The 18,386-nt window shown below is 51.0% G+C and carries 14 protein-coding genes; 11 read left to right on the top strand and 3 right to left on the bottom strand.

The annotated features are described in order from the left end of the window. Window positions 1–126 precede the first annotated feature (126 nt). From ftsH to B5F07_RS09370, 4 genes are all read left to right on the top strand, one after another. On the top strand, window positions 127–2,241 hold the full coding sequence (ftsH, locus tag B5F07_RS09355) for an ATP-dependent zinc metalloprotease FtsH (RefSeq protein ID WP_087161017.1): 2,115 nt from the start codon (window positions 127–129) through the stop codon (window positions 2,239–2,241). A gap of 130 nt (window positions 2,242–2,371) precedes the next feature. After that, window positions 2,372–4,222, top strand: a complete 1,851-nt coding sequence (uvrC, locus tag B5F07_RS09360) for an excinuclease ABC subunit UvrC (RefSeq protein ID WP_087161018.1) — start codon at window positions 2,372–2,374, stop codon at window positions 4,220–4,222. A gap of 49 nt (window positions 4,223–4,271) precedes the next feature. After that, on the top strand, window positions 4,272–5,204 hold the full coding sequence (gene hprK, locus B5F07_RS09365) for an HPr(Ser) kinase/phosphatase (protein WP_087161019.1): 933 nt from the start codon (window positions 4,272–4,274) through the stop codon (window positions 5,202–5,204). Window positions 5,205–5,223: 19 nt separating this feature from the next. Then, window positions 5,224–6,159: an ROK family glucokinase gene (locus tag B5F07_RS09370; RefSeq protein ID WP_087161020.1), complete on the top strand. Its 936-nt coding sequence runs from the start codon at window positions 5,224–5,226 to the stop codon at window positions 6,157–6,159. A 135-nt stretch (window positions 6,160–6,294) separates the two neighbouring features. Here B5F07_RS09370 and B5F07_RS09375 read toward each other — a convergent pair whose 3' ends face one another. Beyond that, window positions 6,295–8,886 (bottom strand): transglycosylase domain-containing protein, encoded by a 2,592-nt coding sequence (locus B5F07_RS09375; protein ID WP_087161021.1) that lies wholly within the window; start codon window positions 8,884–8,886, stop codon window positions 6,295–6,297. 157 nt (window positions 8,887–9,043) lie between these two features. Between B5F07_RS09375 and B5F07_RS09380 the strand changes: the two genes are divergently transcribed. Further along, window positions 9,044–9,703 carry a YigZ family protein gene (locus B5F07_RS09380; protein ID WP_087161022.1) on the top strand — a complete coding sequence of 220 codons (660 nt, stop codon included), beginning with the start codon at window positions 9,044–9,046 and terminating at the stop codon, window positions 9,701–9,703. A gap of 148 nt (window positions 9,704–9,851) precedes the next feature. Here B5F07_RS09380 and hpf read toward each other — a convergent pair whose 3' ends face one another. Both hpf and typA read right to left on the bottom strand, forming a co-directional pair. Beyond that, a complete protein-coding gene (hpf, locus tag B5F07_RS09385) occupies window positions 9,852–10,409 on the bottom strand; it encodes a ribosome hibernation-promoting factor, HPF/YfiA family (protein WP_087161023.1) in 558 nt (185 codons plus the stop codon). Between the two features lie 166 nt (window positions 10,410–10,575). Next, window positions 10,576–12,402 (bottom strand): translational GTPase TypA, encoded by a 1,827-nt coding sequence (typA, locus tag B5F07_RS09390; RefSeq protein WP_087161024.1) that lies wholly within the window; start codon window positions 12,400–12,402, stop codon window positions 10,576–10,578. Window positions 12,403–12,669: 267 nt separating this feature from the next. Here typA and B5F07_RS09395 point away from each other — a divergent pair, with 267 nt between their 5' ends. The 6 genes from B5F07_RS09395 to hisA all read left to right on the top strand — a co-directional run bounded on the left by B5F07_RS09395 (window position 12,670) and on the right by hisA (window position 18,385). Then, window positions 12,670–13,299 carry a single-stranded DNA-binding protein gene (locus B5F07_RS09395; RefSeq protein ID WP_087161025.1) on the top strand — a complete coding sequence of 210 codons (630 nt, stop codon included), beginning with the start codon at window positions 12,670–12,672 and terminating at the stop codon, window positions 13,297–13,299. A gap of 104 nt (window positions 13,300–13,403) precedes the next feature. Continuing rightward, entirely contained in the window at window positions 13,404–14,162 is a 759-nt protein-coding gene (dapB, locus tag B5F07_RS09400) for a 4-hydroxy-tetrahydrodipicolinate reductase (protein WP_087161026.1), read from the top strand. A gap of 105 nt (window positions 14,163–14,267) precedes the next feature. Then, window positions 14,268–16,220, top strand: a complete 1,953-nt coding sequence (locus B5F07_RS09405; protein WP_087161027.1) for a fructose-1,6-bisphosphatase — start codon at window positions 14,268–14,270, stop codon at window positions 16,218–16,220. Between the two features lie 93 nt (window positions 16,221–16,313). Continuing rightward, window positions 16,314–17,162, top strand: coding sequence for a sigma-70 family RNA polymerase sigma factor (locus B5F07_RS09410; RefSeq protein ID WP_087161028.1), 849 nt, complete (start codon window positions 16,314–16,316; stop codon window positions 17,160–17,162). 75 nt (window positions 17,163–17,237) lie between these two features. Next, window positions 17,238–17,540, top strand: coding sequence for a hypothetical protein (locus B5F07_RS09415; RefSeq protein ID WP_191403552.1), 303 nt, complete (start codon window positions 17,238–17,240; stop codon window positions 17,538–17,540). A gap of 74 nt (window positions 17,541–17,614) precedes the next feature. Further along, a complete protein-coding gene (hisA, locus tag B5F07_RS09420) occupies window positions 17,615–18,385 on the top strand; it encodes a phosphoribosylformimino-5-aminoimidazole carboxamide ribotide isomerase (RefSeq protein WP_087161029.1) in 771 nt (256 codons plus the stop codon). Window position 18,386: the final 1 nt, after the last annotated feature.

Below are 18,386 nucleotides of genomic sequence, written 5' to 3' on the forward strand. Positions count from 1 at the left end.
AAACGACATATTTCGTAACCAGTATACTATAAAAAGTCATGGATTTACAATATTTTCATAATCTTTTTATTGATTTATGGAAAACTGATACTTATAATGGTAATAGTTGATTTTAGGAGGAAAAGGATGGATAACCAGAATAATAGAGATAACAATTCCAACAATAACCGGCAGGGTTGGGGGATTATCCTTTTTACAACACTGTTGGTCACTTTTGTTGTGATGGCGCTGTATTCCATGATGCAGGGATCAAGCCCGGAGGAGATTACCTACGACAGGTTCCTTGAACTTGTAGAGGACGGAGATGTGCAGTCCGTCGAACTTGGGAGCAACAGAATCCTGATTACACTGACGGATGAGGCGAGGCAGGAGCTTATGGGAAGCAGTCTCCCCTCCGGCAACAGCAGCATTATGAACCGTTTTCAGTCACAGCAGTCTTCCGGGAATACAGATTCAGATTCGGACCGGCAGCCGGATTATTATACCGGATATGTAAGCGATGACACTCTTGCGCAGCGTCTGGACGATGCGGGCGTTGAGTTCAAGGGAACAGTGCCGGATACGGCCGGATCGATATTTTTCGAGCTGATGGTAACGCTTGTGCTCCCGGTTGTGCTTTTCGGACTGCTCTTTATGTTCGTCATGCGCAAGATGTCCAAGGGCGGCGGCATGATGGGAATCGGAAAGAGCAACGCCAAGGTCTATATGGAGAAGGAGACAGGCGTGACATTCCAGGATGTTGCAGGTCAGGATGAGGCCAAGGAATCCCTGCAGGAGGTTGTTGACTTCCTGCACAATCCGGGGAAATATACGGGGATCGGTGCAAAGCTTCCTAAGGGGGCGCTTCTTGTGGGACCTCCGGGAACCGGAAAGACGCTGCTCGCCAAAGCTGTTGCGGGTGAGGCGAAGGTTCCGTTCTTCTCCCTGTCCGGTTCGGCGTTTGTCGAGATGTATGTCGGCGTGGGAGCTTCCCGTGTCCGTGACCTGTTCAAGCAGGCGCAGCAGATGGCGCCGTGTATTGTCTTTATCGACGAGATTGACGCGATCGGAAAGACCCGTGATACGATGATGGGCGGAAACGATGAGCGGGAGCAGACGCTCAACCAGCTTCTGGCGGAGATGGATGGATTTGACACGAACAAGGGGCTCCTGATCCTCGCGGCCACCAACCGTCCGGAAGTATTGGATCCGGCGCTTCTTCGTCCGGGACGTTTCGACCGGCGGATCATTGTGGACAAGCCGGATTTGAAGGGCAGGATTGATGTCCTGAAGGTACATGCAAAAGATGTAAAGATGGATGAGAGCGTGGATCTGGAGGCAATCGCTCTGGCAACATCCGGAGCAGTCGGTTCGGATCTTGCCAATATGATCAACGAGGCCGCCATCAATGCCGTGAAGAACGGCAGGCATGTGGTCAGCCAGAAGGATCTCTTTGAAGCCGTGGAAGTGGTTCTTGTAGGAAAAGAGAAGAAGGACCGTATCATGAGCAAGGAGGAGCGCAGGATTGTCTCTTATCATGAAGTAGGCCATGCGCTTGTGACCGCGCTCCAGAAAAATACGGAACCGGTACAGAAGATTACCATCGTGCCGAGGACCATGGGGGCTCTGGGGTATGTGATGCAGACGCCGGAGGAAGAGAAGTTCCTCAACACAAAAAAGGAACTGGAAGCCATGATCGTGGTTGCCCTGGGAGGCCGTGCAGCGGAGGAAATCGTATTTGACACTGTGACCACAGGCGCTGCAAACGATATCGAGCAGGCCACCAAGATTGCAAGGGCGATGATTACCCAGTACGGTATGTCCGAGCGGTTTGGCCTGATGGGGCTTGAGTCTATCCAGAACCGCTATCTGGACGGGCGTGCAGTCCTGAACTGCGGAGACGCTACAGCCGGAGAGATCGATGAAGAAGTTATGAAGATGCTCAAGGCTGCCTATGAGGAGGCCAAGCGGCTCCTTGAGGCGAACCGGGAAGCACTTGACAAGATCGCCGCTTTCCTGATTGAGAAGGAGACCATCACCGGCAAGGAATTCATGAAGATCTTCCGCGAGGTGAAAGGAATCCCGGAGCCGGAAGAAGGCGCAGAGACCGAGGAGAAGAAGTCATCCAGAATCGCCATGAAGCCGGTGGAGGAGCATGCGGACAGCCCAGCAGAGAATCCGGTGGGAGAGCATGCGGACAGCCCAACAGAGAATCCGGTGGGAGAGCATGCGGACAGCCCAGCAGAGGCTCCGGCGGAATAAAACAGCAGCAGAAAAGAAAACAGGAAGATGTCCCGGAAACCGGTAGAGACGGCTCCGGGATATTTTTTTGTGCCGGAACAGCCGAAATATGTTCTTGTCCTTTCGTGCCGGAACAAGTATAATAATGACTATGGAAACGAATAATTTTGATATACAGGAAGAATTGAAAAAGCTCCCGGGCAGACCGGGGGTTTATATTATGCATGACGAGAAGGATAATATTATCTATGTGGGAAAGGCGATAAGCCTGAAGAACCGTGTCAGACAGTATTTCCAGACGAGCAGGAACAAAGGGGTAAAGATCGAGCAGATGGTCACGCATATCCGCCGCTTTGAATATATTGTGACGGATTCTGAACTGGAGGCTCTTGTCCTGGAATGCAACCTGATCAAGGAGCACCGTCCGAAATATAATACAATGCTCATGGACGACAAGACCTATCCTTTCATCAAGGTTACGACCAATGAAGATTTTCCGAGGATATTTATGACCAGGAAGATGCTCAAGGACAAGGCAAAATATTACGGCCCGTATACAAGTTCCCAGGCAGTCCGTGACACCATTGATCTGATCCACAAGCTTTATCATGTGCGGAGCTGCAACCGGAATCTGCCGAAAGATATCGGAAAGGAGCGACCCTGCCTGAACTATCATATCCGGCAGTGTGATGCGCCGTGCCAGGGTTACATTTCCAAGGAAGAATACGGGGAGTCCATCAGTGAGGTGCTCCGCTTTCTGAACGGAAACTATGACATTCTCCTGAAAGATCTGGAAGAGAAGATGAACGCGGCGTCGGAAGCCCTGGAATTTGAGAAGGCAATCGAGTACAGAGAACTGATTTCCAGTGTAAAAAAAGTGGCGCAGAAGCAGAAGATTACTGATTCCAGCGGTGAGGACAGAGATGTTCTGGCGGTTGCCTCCGGGGAGGAAGATGCGGTTGTACAGGTATTTTTTATCCGCGGCGGAAGACTTATCGGGAGAGACCACTTCTATCTGCGTATCTCGAAGGATGAAGACAAATCATCGATTCTGGACAGTTTTATCAAACAGTACTATGCCGGGACACCCTATATTCCGGGGGAGCTGATGCTGCAGGAGGAAGTGGAGGAACACGAGCTTCTGGAGACATGGCTTACGGCAAAGAGGGGGCAAAAAGTAGTGATCCGCGTCCCCAAAAAAGGTACAAAGGAAAAACTGGTGGAACTGGCGGCGGACAACGCCGCGCTTGTCCTGAGCAAGGACAAGGAGCGCTTAAAGCGCGAGGAGGGACGGACGATCGGCGCTGTGAAGGAGATTGCCGCGCTTCTCGGGCTGGATGAGATAACACGGATGGAGGCATATGATATCTCTAATACAAATGGCTTCGAGTCCGTGGGATCCATGGTCGTCTATGAGCGCGGCAGGCCCAAGCGCAATGACTACAGAAAATTCAAGATCAAGGGAATCAAAGGCGCAGATGATTACGGAAGCATGGGAGAGGTGTTGACGCGCCGTTTCACCCACGGTCTGAAAGAACGCCAGGAAAATAAAGAACTTGGAAAGTTTACGGTGTTTCCGGATCTGATTCTCATGGATGGAGGAAAGGGGCAGGTCAATGTTGCCCTGGAAGTCCTTGACACCCTGCATCTTGACATCCCGGTGTGCGGCATGGTAAAAGATGACTACCACCGGACGAGGGGACTTTATTATCACAACGTGGAAATCCCCATTGACAAGAACTCTGAAGCATTCCGGCTGATTACCCGGATCCAGGACGAAGCGCACCGCTTCGCCATAGAGTACCACCGGCAGCTCAGGGGAAAAGGGCAGGTACATTCCATTCTGGATGATATCGACGGAATCGGACCGGCCAGAAGAAAAGCGCTGATGCGCCATTACATGAGTCTGGACGCCATCCGGAACGCTACGGTAGAAGAATTAAAAGAAATTCCATCCATGAATGAAAAAGCAGCCGAAGCTGTCTATAAATTTTTTCATTAGTATGATATAATAATACAATCTGGGTACACAGTAACGAAAGGAGAAAGTAATGGAACATGGGATTAAACTGAAAGAAATTGTAGAAAAGATGGATCTGAAAAATCTGACGCCGGAAGTCGATATGACAGAGCGTGAGGTAAACGTACCGGATATCAACCGTCCGGCACTTCAGCTTACCGGATATTTTGATCATTTTGACTCCGAGAGAGTTCAGATCATCGGATTTGTAGAATATACGTATCTGCAGACACTGACGTATGATGAGAAGATGAAGATGTATGACACCTTTCTTTCTCACCCCATTCCGTGCGTGATCTTCTGCAGGAATCTAGAGCCGGAGCCAGAGCTGCTTGAAAAGGCGGTACAACAGAATATTCCGATCTTCCGTACGGCAAAGCAGACATCTGATTTTATGGCGGAGATTATCCGCTGGATGAATGTAAAGCTTGCCCCCTGCATTTCGATTCACGGCGTACTCGTGGATGTATACGGCGTCGGCGTTCTGATCATGGGCGAGAGCGGTATCGGAAAGAGTGAGGCGGCACTGGAGCTGATCAAGAGAGGACACCGTCTCGTGACGGACGACGTGGTGGAGATCCGGAAAGTCAGCGACGATACGCTGGTCGGTTCTGCACCGGATATTACAAGGCACTTTATCGAGCTTCGCGGCATCGGCATCGTGGATGTGAAGTCCATGTTCGGTGTGCAGAGCGTCAGGGAGACACAGAATATCGATCTGGTTATCACACTGGAAGACTGGAGCCGTGAAAAAGAATATGACAGGCTCGGACTTGAGGAAGAATACACAGAATTCCTCGGAAACAAGGTTGTGTGCCACAGTATTCCGATCCGTCCGGGAAGAAATCTTGCAATTATCGTAGAGTCTGCAGCGGTCAACCACAGACAGAAACAGATGGGATACAATGCCGCACAGGAACTCTACAAGCGGGTTCAGGAAAACCTCGCAAAAAGAAAAGGCTAAAGGGAGAGGAGAAAGTGTTATGAAGTACTGTTTTGGTGTGGATATCGGAGGGACAACCGTAAAGATGGGCTTGTTCGAGTCGGAAGGAAAGATCCTTGACAAGTGGGAGATTACCACGGACACATCCCGTGAAGGCCAGGCGATTCTGCCGGATATTGCAGCTTCGATCGAGAAGAAGACAGAAGAGCACCATCTGAGCAGAGAGGACATTCTTGGCGTAGGCGTAGGCGTGCCGGCTCCGGTGACATCGGCGGGCATCGTAAACGGAAGTGCCAATCTCGGCTGGAAATATAAAGAAGTGAAAAGAGAGATGGAAGAACTCACAGGATTCCGCGCAGAAATCGGAAATGATGCGAATGTGGCCGCTCTCGGAGAGATGTGGAAAGGCGGCGGAGCCGGAAGAAAGAATATCGTCATGGTAACGCTTGGAACCGGAGTAGGCGGCGGAGTTATCATTGACGGGAAGATTCTTGTCGGCCAGAACGGCGCGGGCGGAGAGATCGGACATCTCTGCGTGAACTATGAGGAGACGGATACGTGCGGATGCGGAAACAGGGGATGCCTGGAACAGTATGCTTCCGCAACCGGAATCGTACGTCTGGCAAAGAAAAAACTGGGAGAAGAACTTCGTCCTACAACACTGAAAAAGGAAGACATCACGGCAAAAGCTGTATTCGATGCCGTAAAAGCAGGAGATGAGACTGCCAGAGAGATCGCTGTGGAATTTGGAAAATATCTCGGATATGCTCTTGCGAATATTGCGGTTGTGACGGACCCGGATGCATTCGTTATCGGCGGAGGGGTGTCGAAAGCGGGCGAGGTGCTGATACCTTTTATCAGAGAACCTTATATGGAAAAAGCATTCTTCGCAAATAAGAAAGTGGACTTTGTCCTGGCAACTCTCGGGAATGACGCGGGAATCTGCGGAGCGGCAAAACTGGTGCTGGATGCGTAAATGCCGGCCCCTGCAGCGAAAATGGAAAGAATACGATAAAATGTAATAAAAAGAAAAGGAACCGACTGTTTTTGAAGGTCGGTTCCTTTTTTTAAACCTGTGAGTCCGGAAGAGGGGGAGTGACCACTCCCGTGATCACTGCGCCGCTCCGCCTTCCGCATTGCCGCCTGTGCTGCCTTCTCCGCCGGTATTACCGCCGGATGAAGTATCACCGCCGCCGGTATTGCCACCGGTATTGCCTCCGGTTGTGGTGTCACCGCCGCCGGTATTGCCGCCTGTGCTGCCTCCGGTTGTAGTGTCGCCGCCGCCGGTATTACCGCCGGTTCCCGGATCGGTTGTTGTGCCCGGATCTGCAGGAGCTGCCGGATCATCCGGTGTAACCGGTTCTTCCGGCTCCGGAGGAGCTACATAGTGTCCTCCGCAGCTCTGCGTCGGTACATTGTCGGCTGCAAAGTATTCGGTAAGTCTGGAACTGCAGCTGTCAACTGCCAGCAGTCCCGTTTCTGTACAGATCGTCTTCTGTACAACGGAAGCCGGCATTTCAAAATCTCTGTACTCGAGATTCTCGTGGACACGGCTCATGATATTGCTCCACAGACGTGTACGCCAGCTTGAGTAGGAGCTGTTCATCGGCTTGTTGTTGTCATATCCGCCCCATATGGAAGCTGTATAGTACGGTGTGTAGCCTGCAAACCAGAGATCCACATAATTGGTGGTTGTACCGGTCTTTCCGGCTACCGCCATGTTATCAATATTGGCGGATCGTCCGGTACCGTATTTTACAACATCCTCCATGGCGCTTGTGAGCAGATAGGCAGTAGAATCCTTGACAACCTGCTTTGTATTCGGTGTAGAGTTGTCGATCAGGATATTTCCGTCATGGTCAATAATCTGTGTGTAAAGGCTGGGCTCGGTATATGTGCCGCCGTTTGCAAGGGCTGCAAATGCCGCGGTCAGCTCAGTGTTGTAGACGCCGTACTGAAGTCCGCCGAGTGCCTTGGACTGGGAATACACATCATCATCTGCGAGACTGGTGAATCCCATATTGAGAAGGAACTCATAACTTTCCTCCTCGCCGACCTGGTCGGTCAGTGTGCGCACTGCACAGGTATTGATGGACTGTTCGATTGCATAGCGCATTGTGACCGGACCGGCATAGCGGTTGTTTACGTTATTTACCGGTGTTCCGTCCTTGTAGGAATACGGCTCATCTACAATGATGCTTGCCAGTGTCATGCTCTTGTTCTCCAGGGCAGGCGCATATGCGGCGAGGATCTTGAATACGGATCCGGGCTGCTTGCGCGCTGCTGTGGCACGGTTGAAGGAAAGACTCGAAGTCTTCTCGCCGCGTCCGCCGACGATGGCCTTGATCTGACCGGTGTACTGATCCATGATCACGATGGAAACCTGAGGCTGCGGTGTGATCTCAAGATTTTCATCAACCTTGTCGTCCTCAGCGATTCCAAGCGTTCCCTTGTACTCTTCGATCGCAGCTCTTGCTTCATCTTCTGAATCGAAGACTACATAAGTGACGCCGTGGGCGCCCTTGTAATAGGACTCGAACTGTTCCTTGCTGTAGTTTTCAGCCGTACCGTCTGCTCTGTGGATGGTGAGGGCATACTCAATTCCGTATTCAACATTCGGGTAGAGCTCGCTGATTCTGGAAACTTCCTCATCGCAGATCTGCTGGATCGTCGTGTCCTGCGTCGCCTTGATGGTCAGACCGCCGCTGTAAAGCAGATTATAAGCCTGCGTCTCTGTATAGCCCTTCTCATCAACAAGATCATTCACCACCTGCTTGATGACAGCGTCAATGAAATAAGTGTAAGGAGCCTTATCGGACGTCTGGGAAGCGGTCTGCAGGATACGGTCATAAACCGGATCTGCAAGCGCCTCATCGTACTCGGTCTGGGTAATATAGCCCTGTTCCAGCATGAGTTTCAGGATACGGTTCCGGCGCTGCTCGTTATTCTCCGGATGATTGACCGGGTCGTAGTAGGAAGGCCGGTTTGTGATGGCTGCGATTACCGCGCACTCTGACAGATTCAGGTCGGAGACATCTTTATTGAAATATCTCTGGGAAGCTGTCTGTACGCCGAGACATCCCTGGCTTAAATTGATCGTGTTCATATAGGCTTCCAGGATCTCTTCCTTGGACATCTGCTTTTCAATCTGCAGGGCAAGATAGATTTCCTGAATCTTACGCTCCACACGTTCATAGGCGGACTCGTTAATGAAGTCCGGGAATACGTTGTTCTTGATGAGCTGCTGTGTGATGGTGCTGGCACCCTCGGTGAAATCAAACTTGTTCAGGACACCGACCACTCCGGCACGGATGATTCCCTGAAGGTCGATTCCGTTGTGTTCATAGAAACGCTCGTCCTCGATCGCCACAAAGGCGTGGGCGAGATACTCGGGTATCTCATCGTAAGTGACGTAAACACGGTTGGAATCGGCATCGCTGAGCGTCTCAAGAGTCGTGCCGTTCTGGTCCACGATGATAGTGGTATATCCCTGCGGAAGGATATCCTCAGCGGTCACTGCAGGGGTATTGTCTATAATCCGTTTTACAATGAAAGCCGCGCCGCCGGCACAGATAACCATAAGAAGCAGAATACATATTATGACTGCCTTGAAAAGACGGACACCGACACGCTTCTGCTTCATCTTCTTTTTTGAAGAAATGTTCTTTTTTCTTCTGGAAATATTTTTCTTTCCGTAATTCACGAATAGCATCCTCCTTTATCAACTCTTATGATTATATCAAATATGCCCTTTTAAATAAAGGAAAAAATAAAAACTTCACATTTCTGAATAAAAACTTAAGATTTTCTTGTGCGGAGAGGAGCGGTCTGATATAGTAAAAAGACAGGAGGATAGGGCATTGGACAGTTATCATACAGTATATAAAGGCGGGACGGCGGAAATTGTCGAAAAGAAGTCCCGGTTTATCGCGGAGGTTTTCCCGGTTTCTTCCGAGGAAGAGGCCATGGAATATCTGGAGGAGACAAGAAAAAAATACTGGGATGCGCGCCATCATTGCTGGGCGTATGTGACGGGGAGAAATCCCGCCTCGGAGCGGATGAGCGATGACGGAGAGCCTGCCGGAACTGCGGGGAAACCGATTCTGGAAGTGATAAGGGGGAGAGGGCTGACGGATGTGTTTGTTGTAGTGACCCGGTATTTCGGCGGCACTCTTCTGGGAACGGGAGGTCTGGTCCGAGCTTATACGTCCGCGGCGGCGGAAGGGCTTGAGAGCAGCACGTTGATCACAAAAATCCGTGGATTCCGTCAGAAGATTACCACGGATTACACCGGACTGGGTAAAATTCAGTATATTCTCGGTCAGCGTAAGATCCCTGTATTGGACAGCGTTTATACCGATAAGGTTGAAGTTTCCGTGGTTGTGGATGCGGGAGAGAAGAAGAGCCTTGAAAAGGAGATTACAGAGGGGACGAACGGACAGGCTGTGATGGAAGATCTGGAGGAATGCTGGTTCGCCGATACGCCGGACGGCATTCAGATATATTCCGGGATGGACTGACGGCGCGGAAAAGGGAGCGCGGAATAAGGAGTACGGAAAAGGAGCACGGGAAAAATACTCTTTTTCCGTGCTCCTTTTCCTGTATGCTGTGAACTGCTTTCTGCACAAGGAGGAGAGAAGTGCATCACAGCTTCAGATTCCTGTTATTCTAAGAAAATTCAGGCTCGATCAGGCCGAAGGAACCGTCTTTTCTCTTGTACACTACATTGACTTCATCTGTCTCCGCATTGGAAAATACGAAAAAGCTGTGTCCGAGAAGTTCCATCTGGAGACATGCGTCTTCCGGATACATGGGCTTGACGCCGAATTTCTTTGTGCGGACAATGCGGATCTCATCATCCTCAGAAGGCTCTTCCTCCGAGTCGATGAACTCCTTCTTTATGCCGCCCGGTACAGAGGCGGAAGTCGGGTGTCCCTGGTTTTTGGCCACCAGCTTGTTTTTGTACTTGCGCAGCTGGCGTTCGATGATCTCTTCCACGAGATCAATGGATACGTACATGTCACTGCTTGTCTGCTCGGAGCGGATGAGACTGCCCTTGACGGGAATTGTCACCTCAATTTTCTGACGGCCTTTCTCCACGCTGAGTGTTACGATGATTTCTGTTTCAGGAGTGAAATACCTTTCCAGCTTTCCTAATTTCTGCTCGATCGCATCTCTTAATCCGGTAGTTACTTCGATGTTTTTTCCGCTGATGATAAAATTCATGCTGCTCAACTCCTTTGTTCATATTTAACATAAACAATAATAAAATTACTGCTTACATTATATAAATATTATAACATAGGACAGGATTAATGTATAGAACGAATCCATTTTTTTATTCCACAGAGTTATCCTCAGAGTTATCCTGTCCTTTTCTTGAAGCCGCTGCTTATTTCATGGCGCTGCGTTTCCTCATTCTGGAATCCAGAATCTTCTTGCGGATGCGCAGAGATTTCGGCGTTACTTCCAGAAGCTCGTCGGTATCGATGAAATCAAGTGCCTGTTCCAGGCTTAAGATCCGCGGCGGAGTCAGGCGGAGCGCCTCATCCGCGCTGGAGGATCTGGTGTTGGTCAGATGCTTGGTCTTGCAGACATTCAGTTCGATATCCTCTGCCTTGCCGTTCTGTCCGATGACCATTCCCGCGTAAACTTTTTCACCGGGGCCGATAAACAGCGTACCGCGCTCCTGGGCGCTGTAGAGACCGTAGGTTACGGATTCTCCGGTCTCAAAGGCGATCAGAGAGCCCTGTTTGCGGTACTGGATGTCACCCTTGTACGGCGCATATCCGTCGAAACTCGTGTTCAGAATACCGTTTCCTTTCGTGTCCGTCAGGAATTCACCGCGGTATCCGATCAGGCCACGTGCAGGAATGGAGAATTCCAGGCGGGTATATCCTCCGCTGATGGATCCCATGTTCTGGAGTTCGCCTTTTCTCTGACCGAGTTTCTCGATGACGACGCCGGTAAATTCGTCGGGAACGTCGATGTAGGCGATTTCCATGGGCTCCAGTTTTTTCCCGTTCTCATCGGTCCTGTAGAGAACCTCTGCCTTGCTGACTGCGAATTCATAGCCTTCCCGGCGCATGTTCTCGATGAGGACGGACAGGTGAAGTTCCCCGCGGCCCGATACTTTGAAGCTGTCGGTATTCTCCATTTCTTCCACGCGGAGGCTTACGTCCGTGTTCAGTTCACGGAACAGACGCTCGCGCAGATGGCGGGAGGTGACGTACTTTCCTTCCTGGCCGGCGAAGGGGCTGTCATTTACGATAAACTGCATGGAGATCGTAGGCTCGGAGATCTTCTGGAAGGGGATCGGTTCGGGGTGCTCCGGAGAGCAGAGGGTGTCTCCGATGGAGATATCGGAGATTCCCGAGATCGCCACGATCGATCCGATGGTAGCCTCACGGACCTCTACCTTGTTCAGTCCGTCGAACTCATAGAGCTTGCTGATCTTTACCTTTTCCTTCTTGTCCGGATCATGATGGTTGACAAGAACCATCTCCTGATTCACGGCGATGGTGCCGTTGTCTACTTTGCCGATACCGATACGTCCCACATACTCGTTGTAGTCAATGGTGCTGATGAGAACCTGCGTGGGGGCTTCCGGATCTCCTTCCGGGGCAGGAATGTAGTTCAGGATCGTCTCGAAGAGCGGCTTCATATCCCGCTCCTCATCGGAGAGATCCAGAACGGCCACCCCGGCCTTCGCTGATGCGTAGACAAAAGGACATTCCAGCTGCTCATCGGAAGCGCCCAGATCGATGAACAGTTCCAGCACTTCGTCGATGACTGCCTCCGGACGCGCTTCCGGACGGTCGATCTTGTTGATGCACACGATAACCGGGAGACCCAGATCAAGCGCCTTGCGCAGAACGAATTTTGTCTGGGGCATAACGCCCTCAAAAGCGTCTACCACAAGGATGACACCGTTCACCATTTTCAGTACACGTTCCACTTCGCCGCCGAAGTCCGCGTGTCCCGGAGTATCGATAATATTAATTTTAGTTCCTTTATAATGCACGGCGGTATTCTTGGAGAGAATTGTGATGCCGCGCTCGCGCTCGATATCGTTGGAATCCATCACTCGCTCCATGACTTCCTGGTTTTCACGGAACACGCCGCTTTGCTTGAGCAGCTCGTCCACCAGAGTCGTCTTGCCGTGGTCGACATGAGCAACAATCGCAATATTTCTTACATCTTCACGTTTTGTCTTCATGATATTCTACACTCTTTCCCTATTATACTCTGTTTAACTGCTGTAACTTTCTTATTCTATCATAATTCTGCAAATTTACAAGAATTCTTTTTAAATATTGCAGATGAGCCTGGAAAAAGCTGCAGCTACCGGACGGTACAGGGCATGGAAAAGGACGCGGAATCTGTCGAACGATTTGCCGGAAATTCCGTTCTAAATGCGGAATGCGGTTCATACATTTAGTATTGACTCAAAAATACCAAACAGAGGAAGGGAGAACTACAAATCATGTCAGATAAGATCATTGAGAACAATCAGGTGACGGTAATCGGGGAGGTCGTATCGGAGTTTACATACAGCCACGAGGTCTTTGGAGAAGGCTTCTATATGGTTGACATCCGGGTGAAGCGCTTAAGCAGCTCCAGTGATACGATTCCGGTCATGGTATCGGAGCGGCTGCTGGATGTGAGCCGGGACTACCGGGGAGAGTGTATTATGGTGTCGGGCCAGTTCCGCTCCTATAACCGCCATGAGGAACAGAAAAACAGACTGGTGCTTTCCGTATTCGCGAGGGAGATTGAATTCATCGACGAGGAACCCGACGGGGCAAAGACCAACCATATCCTTCTGGAGGGGTACATGTGCAAAAGACCCGTATACCGGAAAACGCCGCTCGGAAGAGAGATCGCGGATCTTCTTCTTGCGGTCAACCGGCCTTACGGAAAGTCGGATTACATCCCCTGTATCTGCTGGGGCAGGAATGCCCGGTATGCTTCCGGATTTGAAGTGGGAGAGCACGTGCGCATTCTCGGGAGGATCCAGAGCAGGGAGTATGTGAAAAAACTTTCCGATACGGAGACGGAGACAAGGACGGCCTACGAGGTTTCCGTGAGCAAACTGGAGTGTATAGAACAGTAATCCCGCGGTTTTCTGAGCAAAAAAGGATATCATATGTTGAGATAAGCTCTCAAATGTGGTATCCTTTTTCTTATAGGGTAAATTCAGACAGGAGGAAGAAGACTATGGTAAAGATATTGATGCATGGCTGTAACGGAAAGATGGGAAGGATCATTACAGAGCTGGTGAAAAACGATGAAAATGCAGAGATCGTTGCGGGAGTGGATACATACACCCAGGTGCCAAACGATTATCCTGTATTTGATTCTCTTGACAAGTGTAACGTGGAGGCGGATGTGGTCGTAGACTTTTCCACGGCAGCGGCGATGGATGCCCTGCTGGACTACTGCGCCGCGAAAAAAGTTCCGGTGGTTCTGTGTTCTACGGGGCTTTCACAAGAGCAGCTTGAAAAGGTAAAGGAGACTTCAGAGAAGACGGCGGTTCTGAAATCAGCCAATATGTCCCTTGGCATTAACCTGCTGTTAAAGCTTCTTCAGAATGCGGCGAAAGTTCTCGCCCCGGCAGGATACGATATTGAACTTGTGGAAAAGCATCACAACCAGAAGCTGGATGCTCCCAGCGGTACAGCACTGGCACTGGCTGATTCCATCAACGAGGCTCTGGGCGGAGAGTATCACTATGTGTACGACCGCAGCCAGGTGAGACAGAAGCGCGACAAAAAGGAGATCGGTATCTCTGCCCTCAGAGGAGGAACGATCGTAGGGGAACATGAGGTTCTGTTTGCGGGAACAGATGAGGTGATCGAGTTTAAGCACACCGCATATTCCAGGAGCGTGTTCGGAAAAGGCGCCATCGAGGCTGCCAAATTCCTTGCGGGGAAAGAACCGGGCATGTACGATATGAGCGATGTGATTCAGCTGTAAAATCGGGGGACAGAATGAGATTCAGTCCGCAATATGAGAACCGAATGGCAGAATCTGTCTGAAATGATTCGGTTATGAAAGAGAATATCAGGAGAAATAATAGTTATGAAAGAACTTGAGACCAGGTATCTGGAGCGGCTGTCAGACCTGTATCCGACCATTGCGGCGGCGTCCACGGAGATCATCAATCTCCAGGCGATTCTGAACCTCCCCAAGGGCACGGAGCATTTCCTGACAGATATCCACGGGGAATACGAGGCCTTTTCCCATGTGCTCAAGAACGGTTCCGGAGCGGTGCGCAAGAAGATCGACGATGTGTTCGGCAATGCCATGAGCCACCGGGACAAGCAGGCGCTTGCCACGCTGATCTACTATCCGAGGGCAAAGATGGATATGATCAGGCAGACGGAAAGCAATATGGAGGACTGGTACAGGGTGCATCTGTATCTGCTTATCGAGGTGGCAAAGCGGGCGGCGAGCAAGTACACACGCTCCAAAGTGAGGAAGGCGCTGCCGAAAGATTTCGCCTATGTGATCGAGGAACTGATCACGGAGAAAGCGGAGGTCAACGACAAGGAATCCTATTACAATGAGATTATTTCCACCATTATCCGCATCGGCCGGGCGGAGCAGTTTATCGAGGCGATTTCCGAGCTGATTCAGAGACTCGTGGTGGATCACCTGCACATCCTCGGCGATATATATGACCGGGGACCCGGTCCGCATATTATTATGGACAAGCTGATGACATACCATTCCCTTGACATTCAGTGGGGAAACCATGATATCCTCTGGATGGGAGCGGCAGCGGGACAGAGAGGATGCATTGCAAATGCGGTCCGGATCTGCGCACGCTACGGCAATCTGGATATTCTGGAGGACGGGTACGGGATTAACCTGCTTCCGCTTGCTACATTTGCCCTGCGGACCTATGAGGATGATCCCTGTGTCTGCTTTAAGCTTAAAGTGCCCGAACGTCCGAAATCGGAAGAGTCGGAGATGAATCTGAGAATCCACAAGGCGATCTCTGTTATTCAGTTCAAGGTGGAAGGACAGATTATCCGGCGCCAGAAAGGTTTTCATCTGGAAAACCGGGCGCTGCTCCACCGGATTGACTATGAGAAAGGGACCATCGAACTGGACGGAAAAGAGTATAAGCTTCTGGATACAAATTTCCCGACCATCGATCCGGAAGACCCCTACGCGCTTACAGCGGAGGAGGAAGAGGTCATGGAGCGTCTGGAAAAGGCGTTCCTCCACTGTGAAAAACTGCAGAAACACATGCGTTTCCTCCTGGCAAAAGGAGGACTTTACAAGGTCTACAACGACAATCTCCTCTACCACGGCTGTGTTCCGCTCAATGAGGACGGCACGCTGAAGGAAGTGGAGATCTTCGGGAAAAGATACCGGGGCAGGGAGCTTTACGACACATTGGACAGCTATGTGAGAAAGGGATTTTTCGCACTGGATGAGAAGGAGAGGCAGGACGGAAGCGATATCATGTGGTATATCTGGCTCCATCCGGACTCCCCGCTGTTCGGCAAGAATAAGATGGCGACCTTTGAGCGCTATTTCCTGGCGGAGAAGGAGACCCATGAGGAGAAGAAAAATCCTTATTACCGGCTGCTTGAGAATGAGACGGTCATCGACGGGATCTTAAGGGAGTTCGGTCTGGATCCGGAGGATGCGCACATTGTCAACGGCCATGTTCCGGTCAAGAGCAAGGATGGGGAGAACCCCATCAAATGCGGGGGAAAGGTGATGGTCATTGACGGCGGATTTTCCCGGGCGTACCAGAAGGAGACGGGCATTGCAGGCTATACGCTGATCTACAATTCCTACGGTCTGCGCCTGGTGGCACATGAGCCTTTTGAATCCAGGGAGGCTGCCATTGTCAAGGAAAATGACATCCACTCGGAGACTGTGGTCATCCAGAGAGTTTTCGATAGAAAACTTGTGGGAGATACCGATGTGGGAAGAGATCTGAAAGAGCAGGTGCAGGATCTGGAACGTCTGCTTGCGGCATACAGAAACGGAGAGATCATAGAGAAACTGTAACAGTACCCGCAGAGGAATGCGGAGCGGGAGGAATACAGAGCGAACAGGAAACAGAAGAAACAGGAGAGACAGGATAATATCCAGGAGGCATACATGAATCAGGACATTGAGAAAGAACTGGAAATTCCGGCGGGAACGGAGGCCACCGAGCCGCTGAAGATTTATTTGAGAGAGATCGGACAGATCCCCCTCCTCGAACCGGAGGAGGAAAAGGAGCTGGGCAGACGGATCTCAGAGGGCGACGAGAGCGCAAGGAGGAGACTGGCGGAGGGAAATCTTCGTCTGGTAGTCTCCCTCGCGAAACATTATACCGGCAGAGGCGTACCGTTTCTGGACCTGATCCAGGAGGGGAATATGGGACTGATGCGTGCTGCGGAGAAATATGACTACAAGATGGAGAACCGCTTCTCCACCTATGCGTCCTGGTGGATCCGGGAGGCGATGCAGAGAGCCATCGACCAGCAGTCACGGGAAATCCGGGTCCCGGTCCATGTGGCAGAGAATATGAAGAAAGTCCAGAAAGCGGCAAAGGACCTGCAGCAGACTCTGGGACGGGATGCTACGCCGGCGGAGATCGCAGAGAAACTGGGCAGGACAGAGAGCGATGTGAAAGAAATCCTCACTTATCTGCAGAGTCCTGTGTCTCTTGAGACTCCGGTGGGAGAGGATGGGGAGAACAGTCTGGGTGATCTGGTGGAGGATAAGTCAGAGTCCACGCCGGAGGAAGCCATGGAGGCGCTTGTGGAGAAGGAGGAAGTGAGCGAACTTCTCTCTTCCCTGAATGAAAGGGAGCAGAAGGTGATCCGCCTGCGCTTCGGACTGGAAGACGGAAAGGCACATACGCTGGAGGAGATCGGAGAGATGCTGGGCGTCACAAGGGAAAGAGTCCGGCAGATCGAGGCCAGAGCCATGGAAAAGCTTCGGCAGAAGGCAAAAAAATAACTCTCTTCTGCATAAATATTGAAAATGTGCAGATAGTAATGGTACAACAATATTTATGGAAAGGGAGATAATCTTATGAAAAGAATGAAAAAATTTCTCCTGCTTCTGACATGCGCATTTGTCCTTTTCGGAACAACTGCATGCAGCAGCAGGAACAATGCAGACAACGCAGCTGACCAGACGACACAGGAGGGCACTGCAAACGATCCGAATATGAACGACGCAACAGAGGGCGGCGGCATCCTGGATGACGCGGTGGATGATGTGACAGACGGTGTGGACAATGTGACGGACGACATTACGGACGGCGTGGATAAAGCGGCCGACGACCTGACAGAGGACAACGGAGCGCAGAAAGATATGGAGAATAACAGATAGGTGCGTGACTGACCGCCGCAGATCCGGATACCGCCGGTTCTGCGGCAGATTTTGTGAAAGGGAGAAAACAAGAGATGAGATTTCGGCCATGTATTGACATACATAACGGGAAAGTTAAACAGATCGTGGGAGGAAGTCTGCGGGATGAAGGTGACCGGGCGGCGACAAACTTTTCGTCCGAACTCGGTGCGGCATTCTATGCGGATTTATACAGAAGGGACGGACTGAAAGGGGGACACGTGATTCTTCTGAACCATGCCGGTTCCGAATACTATGAAGAGACGAAGCGCCAGGCGTTTGAGGCGCTTAAGAGTTACCCGGGCGGCCTGCAGGCAGGGGGCGGCATCACTGCAGAGAATGCAGAGGAGTATCTGCGCGCAGGGGCGAGCCATGTGATCGTAACATCTTATGTGTTCCGTGACGGGATGTTCTGCAGAGAAAACCTGGAAAAACTGGTGAGCGCTGTGGGAAAAGAGCATATTGTTCTCGATCTGAGCTGCAGGAGGAAGGGCGACGGTTATTATATCGTGACAGACCGGTGGCAGAAGTTTACGGAGGTGAAACTCTCTCCGGCATTTCTGGGGGAACTGTCGGATTCCTGTGCGGAGTTCCTTGTTCATGGAGTAGATGTGGAAGGGAAAGGCTCCGGGATGGAGACCGAACTGGTGGAGATGCTGGGAGAATGGGAAGGAATTCCGATCACCTATGCAGGCGGAATCGGCTCCATGGAAGACCTGGAGCGCTTCCGGAAAGCCGGCAGAGGCAGGCTTGATTTTACAATCGGAAGCGCTCTTGACCTGTTCGGAGGCAGCATTCCCTACGAGAAAGTTCGCTGCCTGCAGTAAA

Source organism: Lachnoclostridium sp. An169, from assembly GCF_002160525.1.
GTDB lineage: Bacteria > Bacillota > Clostridia > Lachnospirales > Lachnospiraceae > Mediterraneibacter > Mediterraneibacter cottocaccae.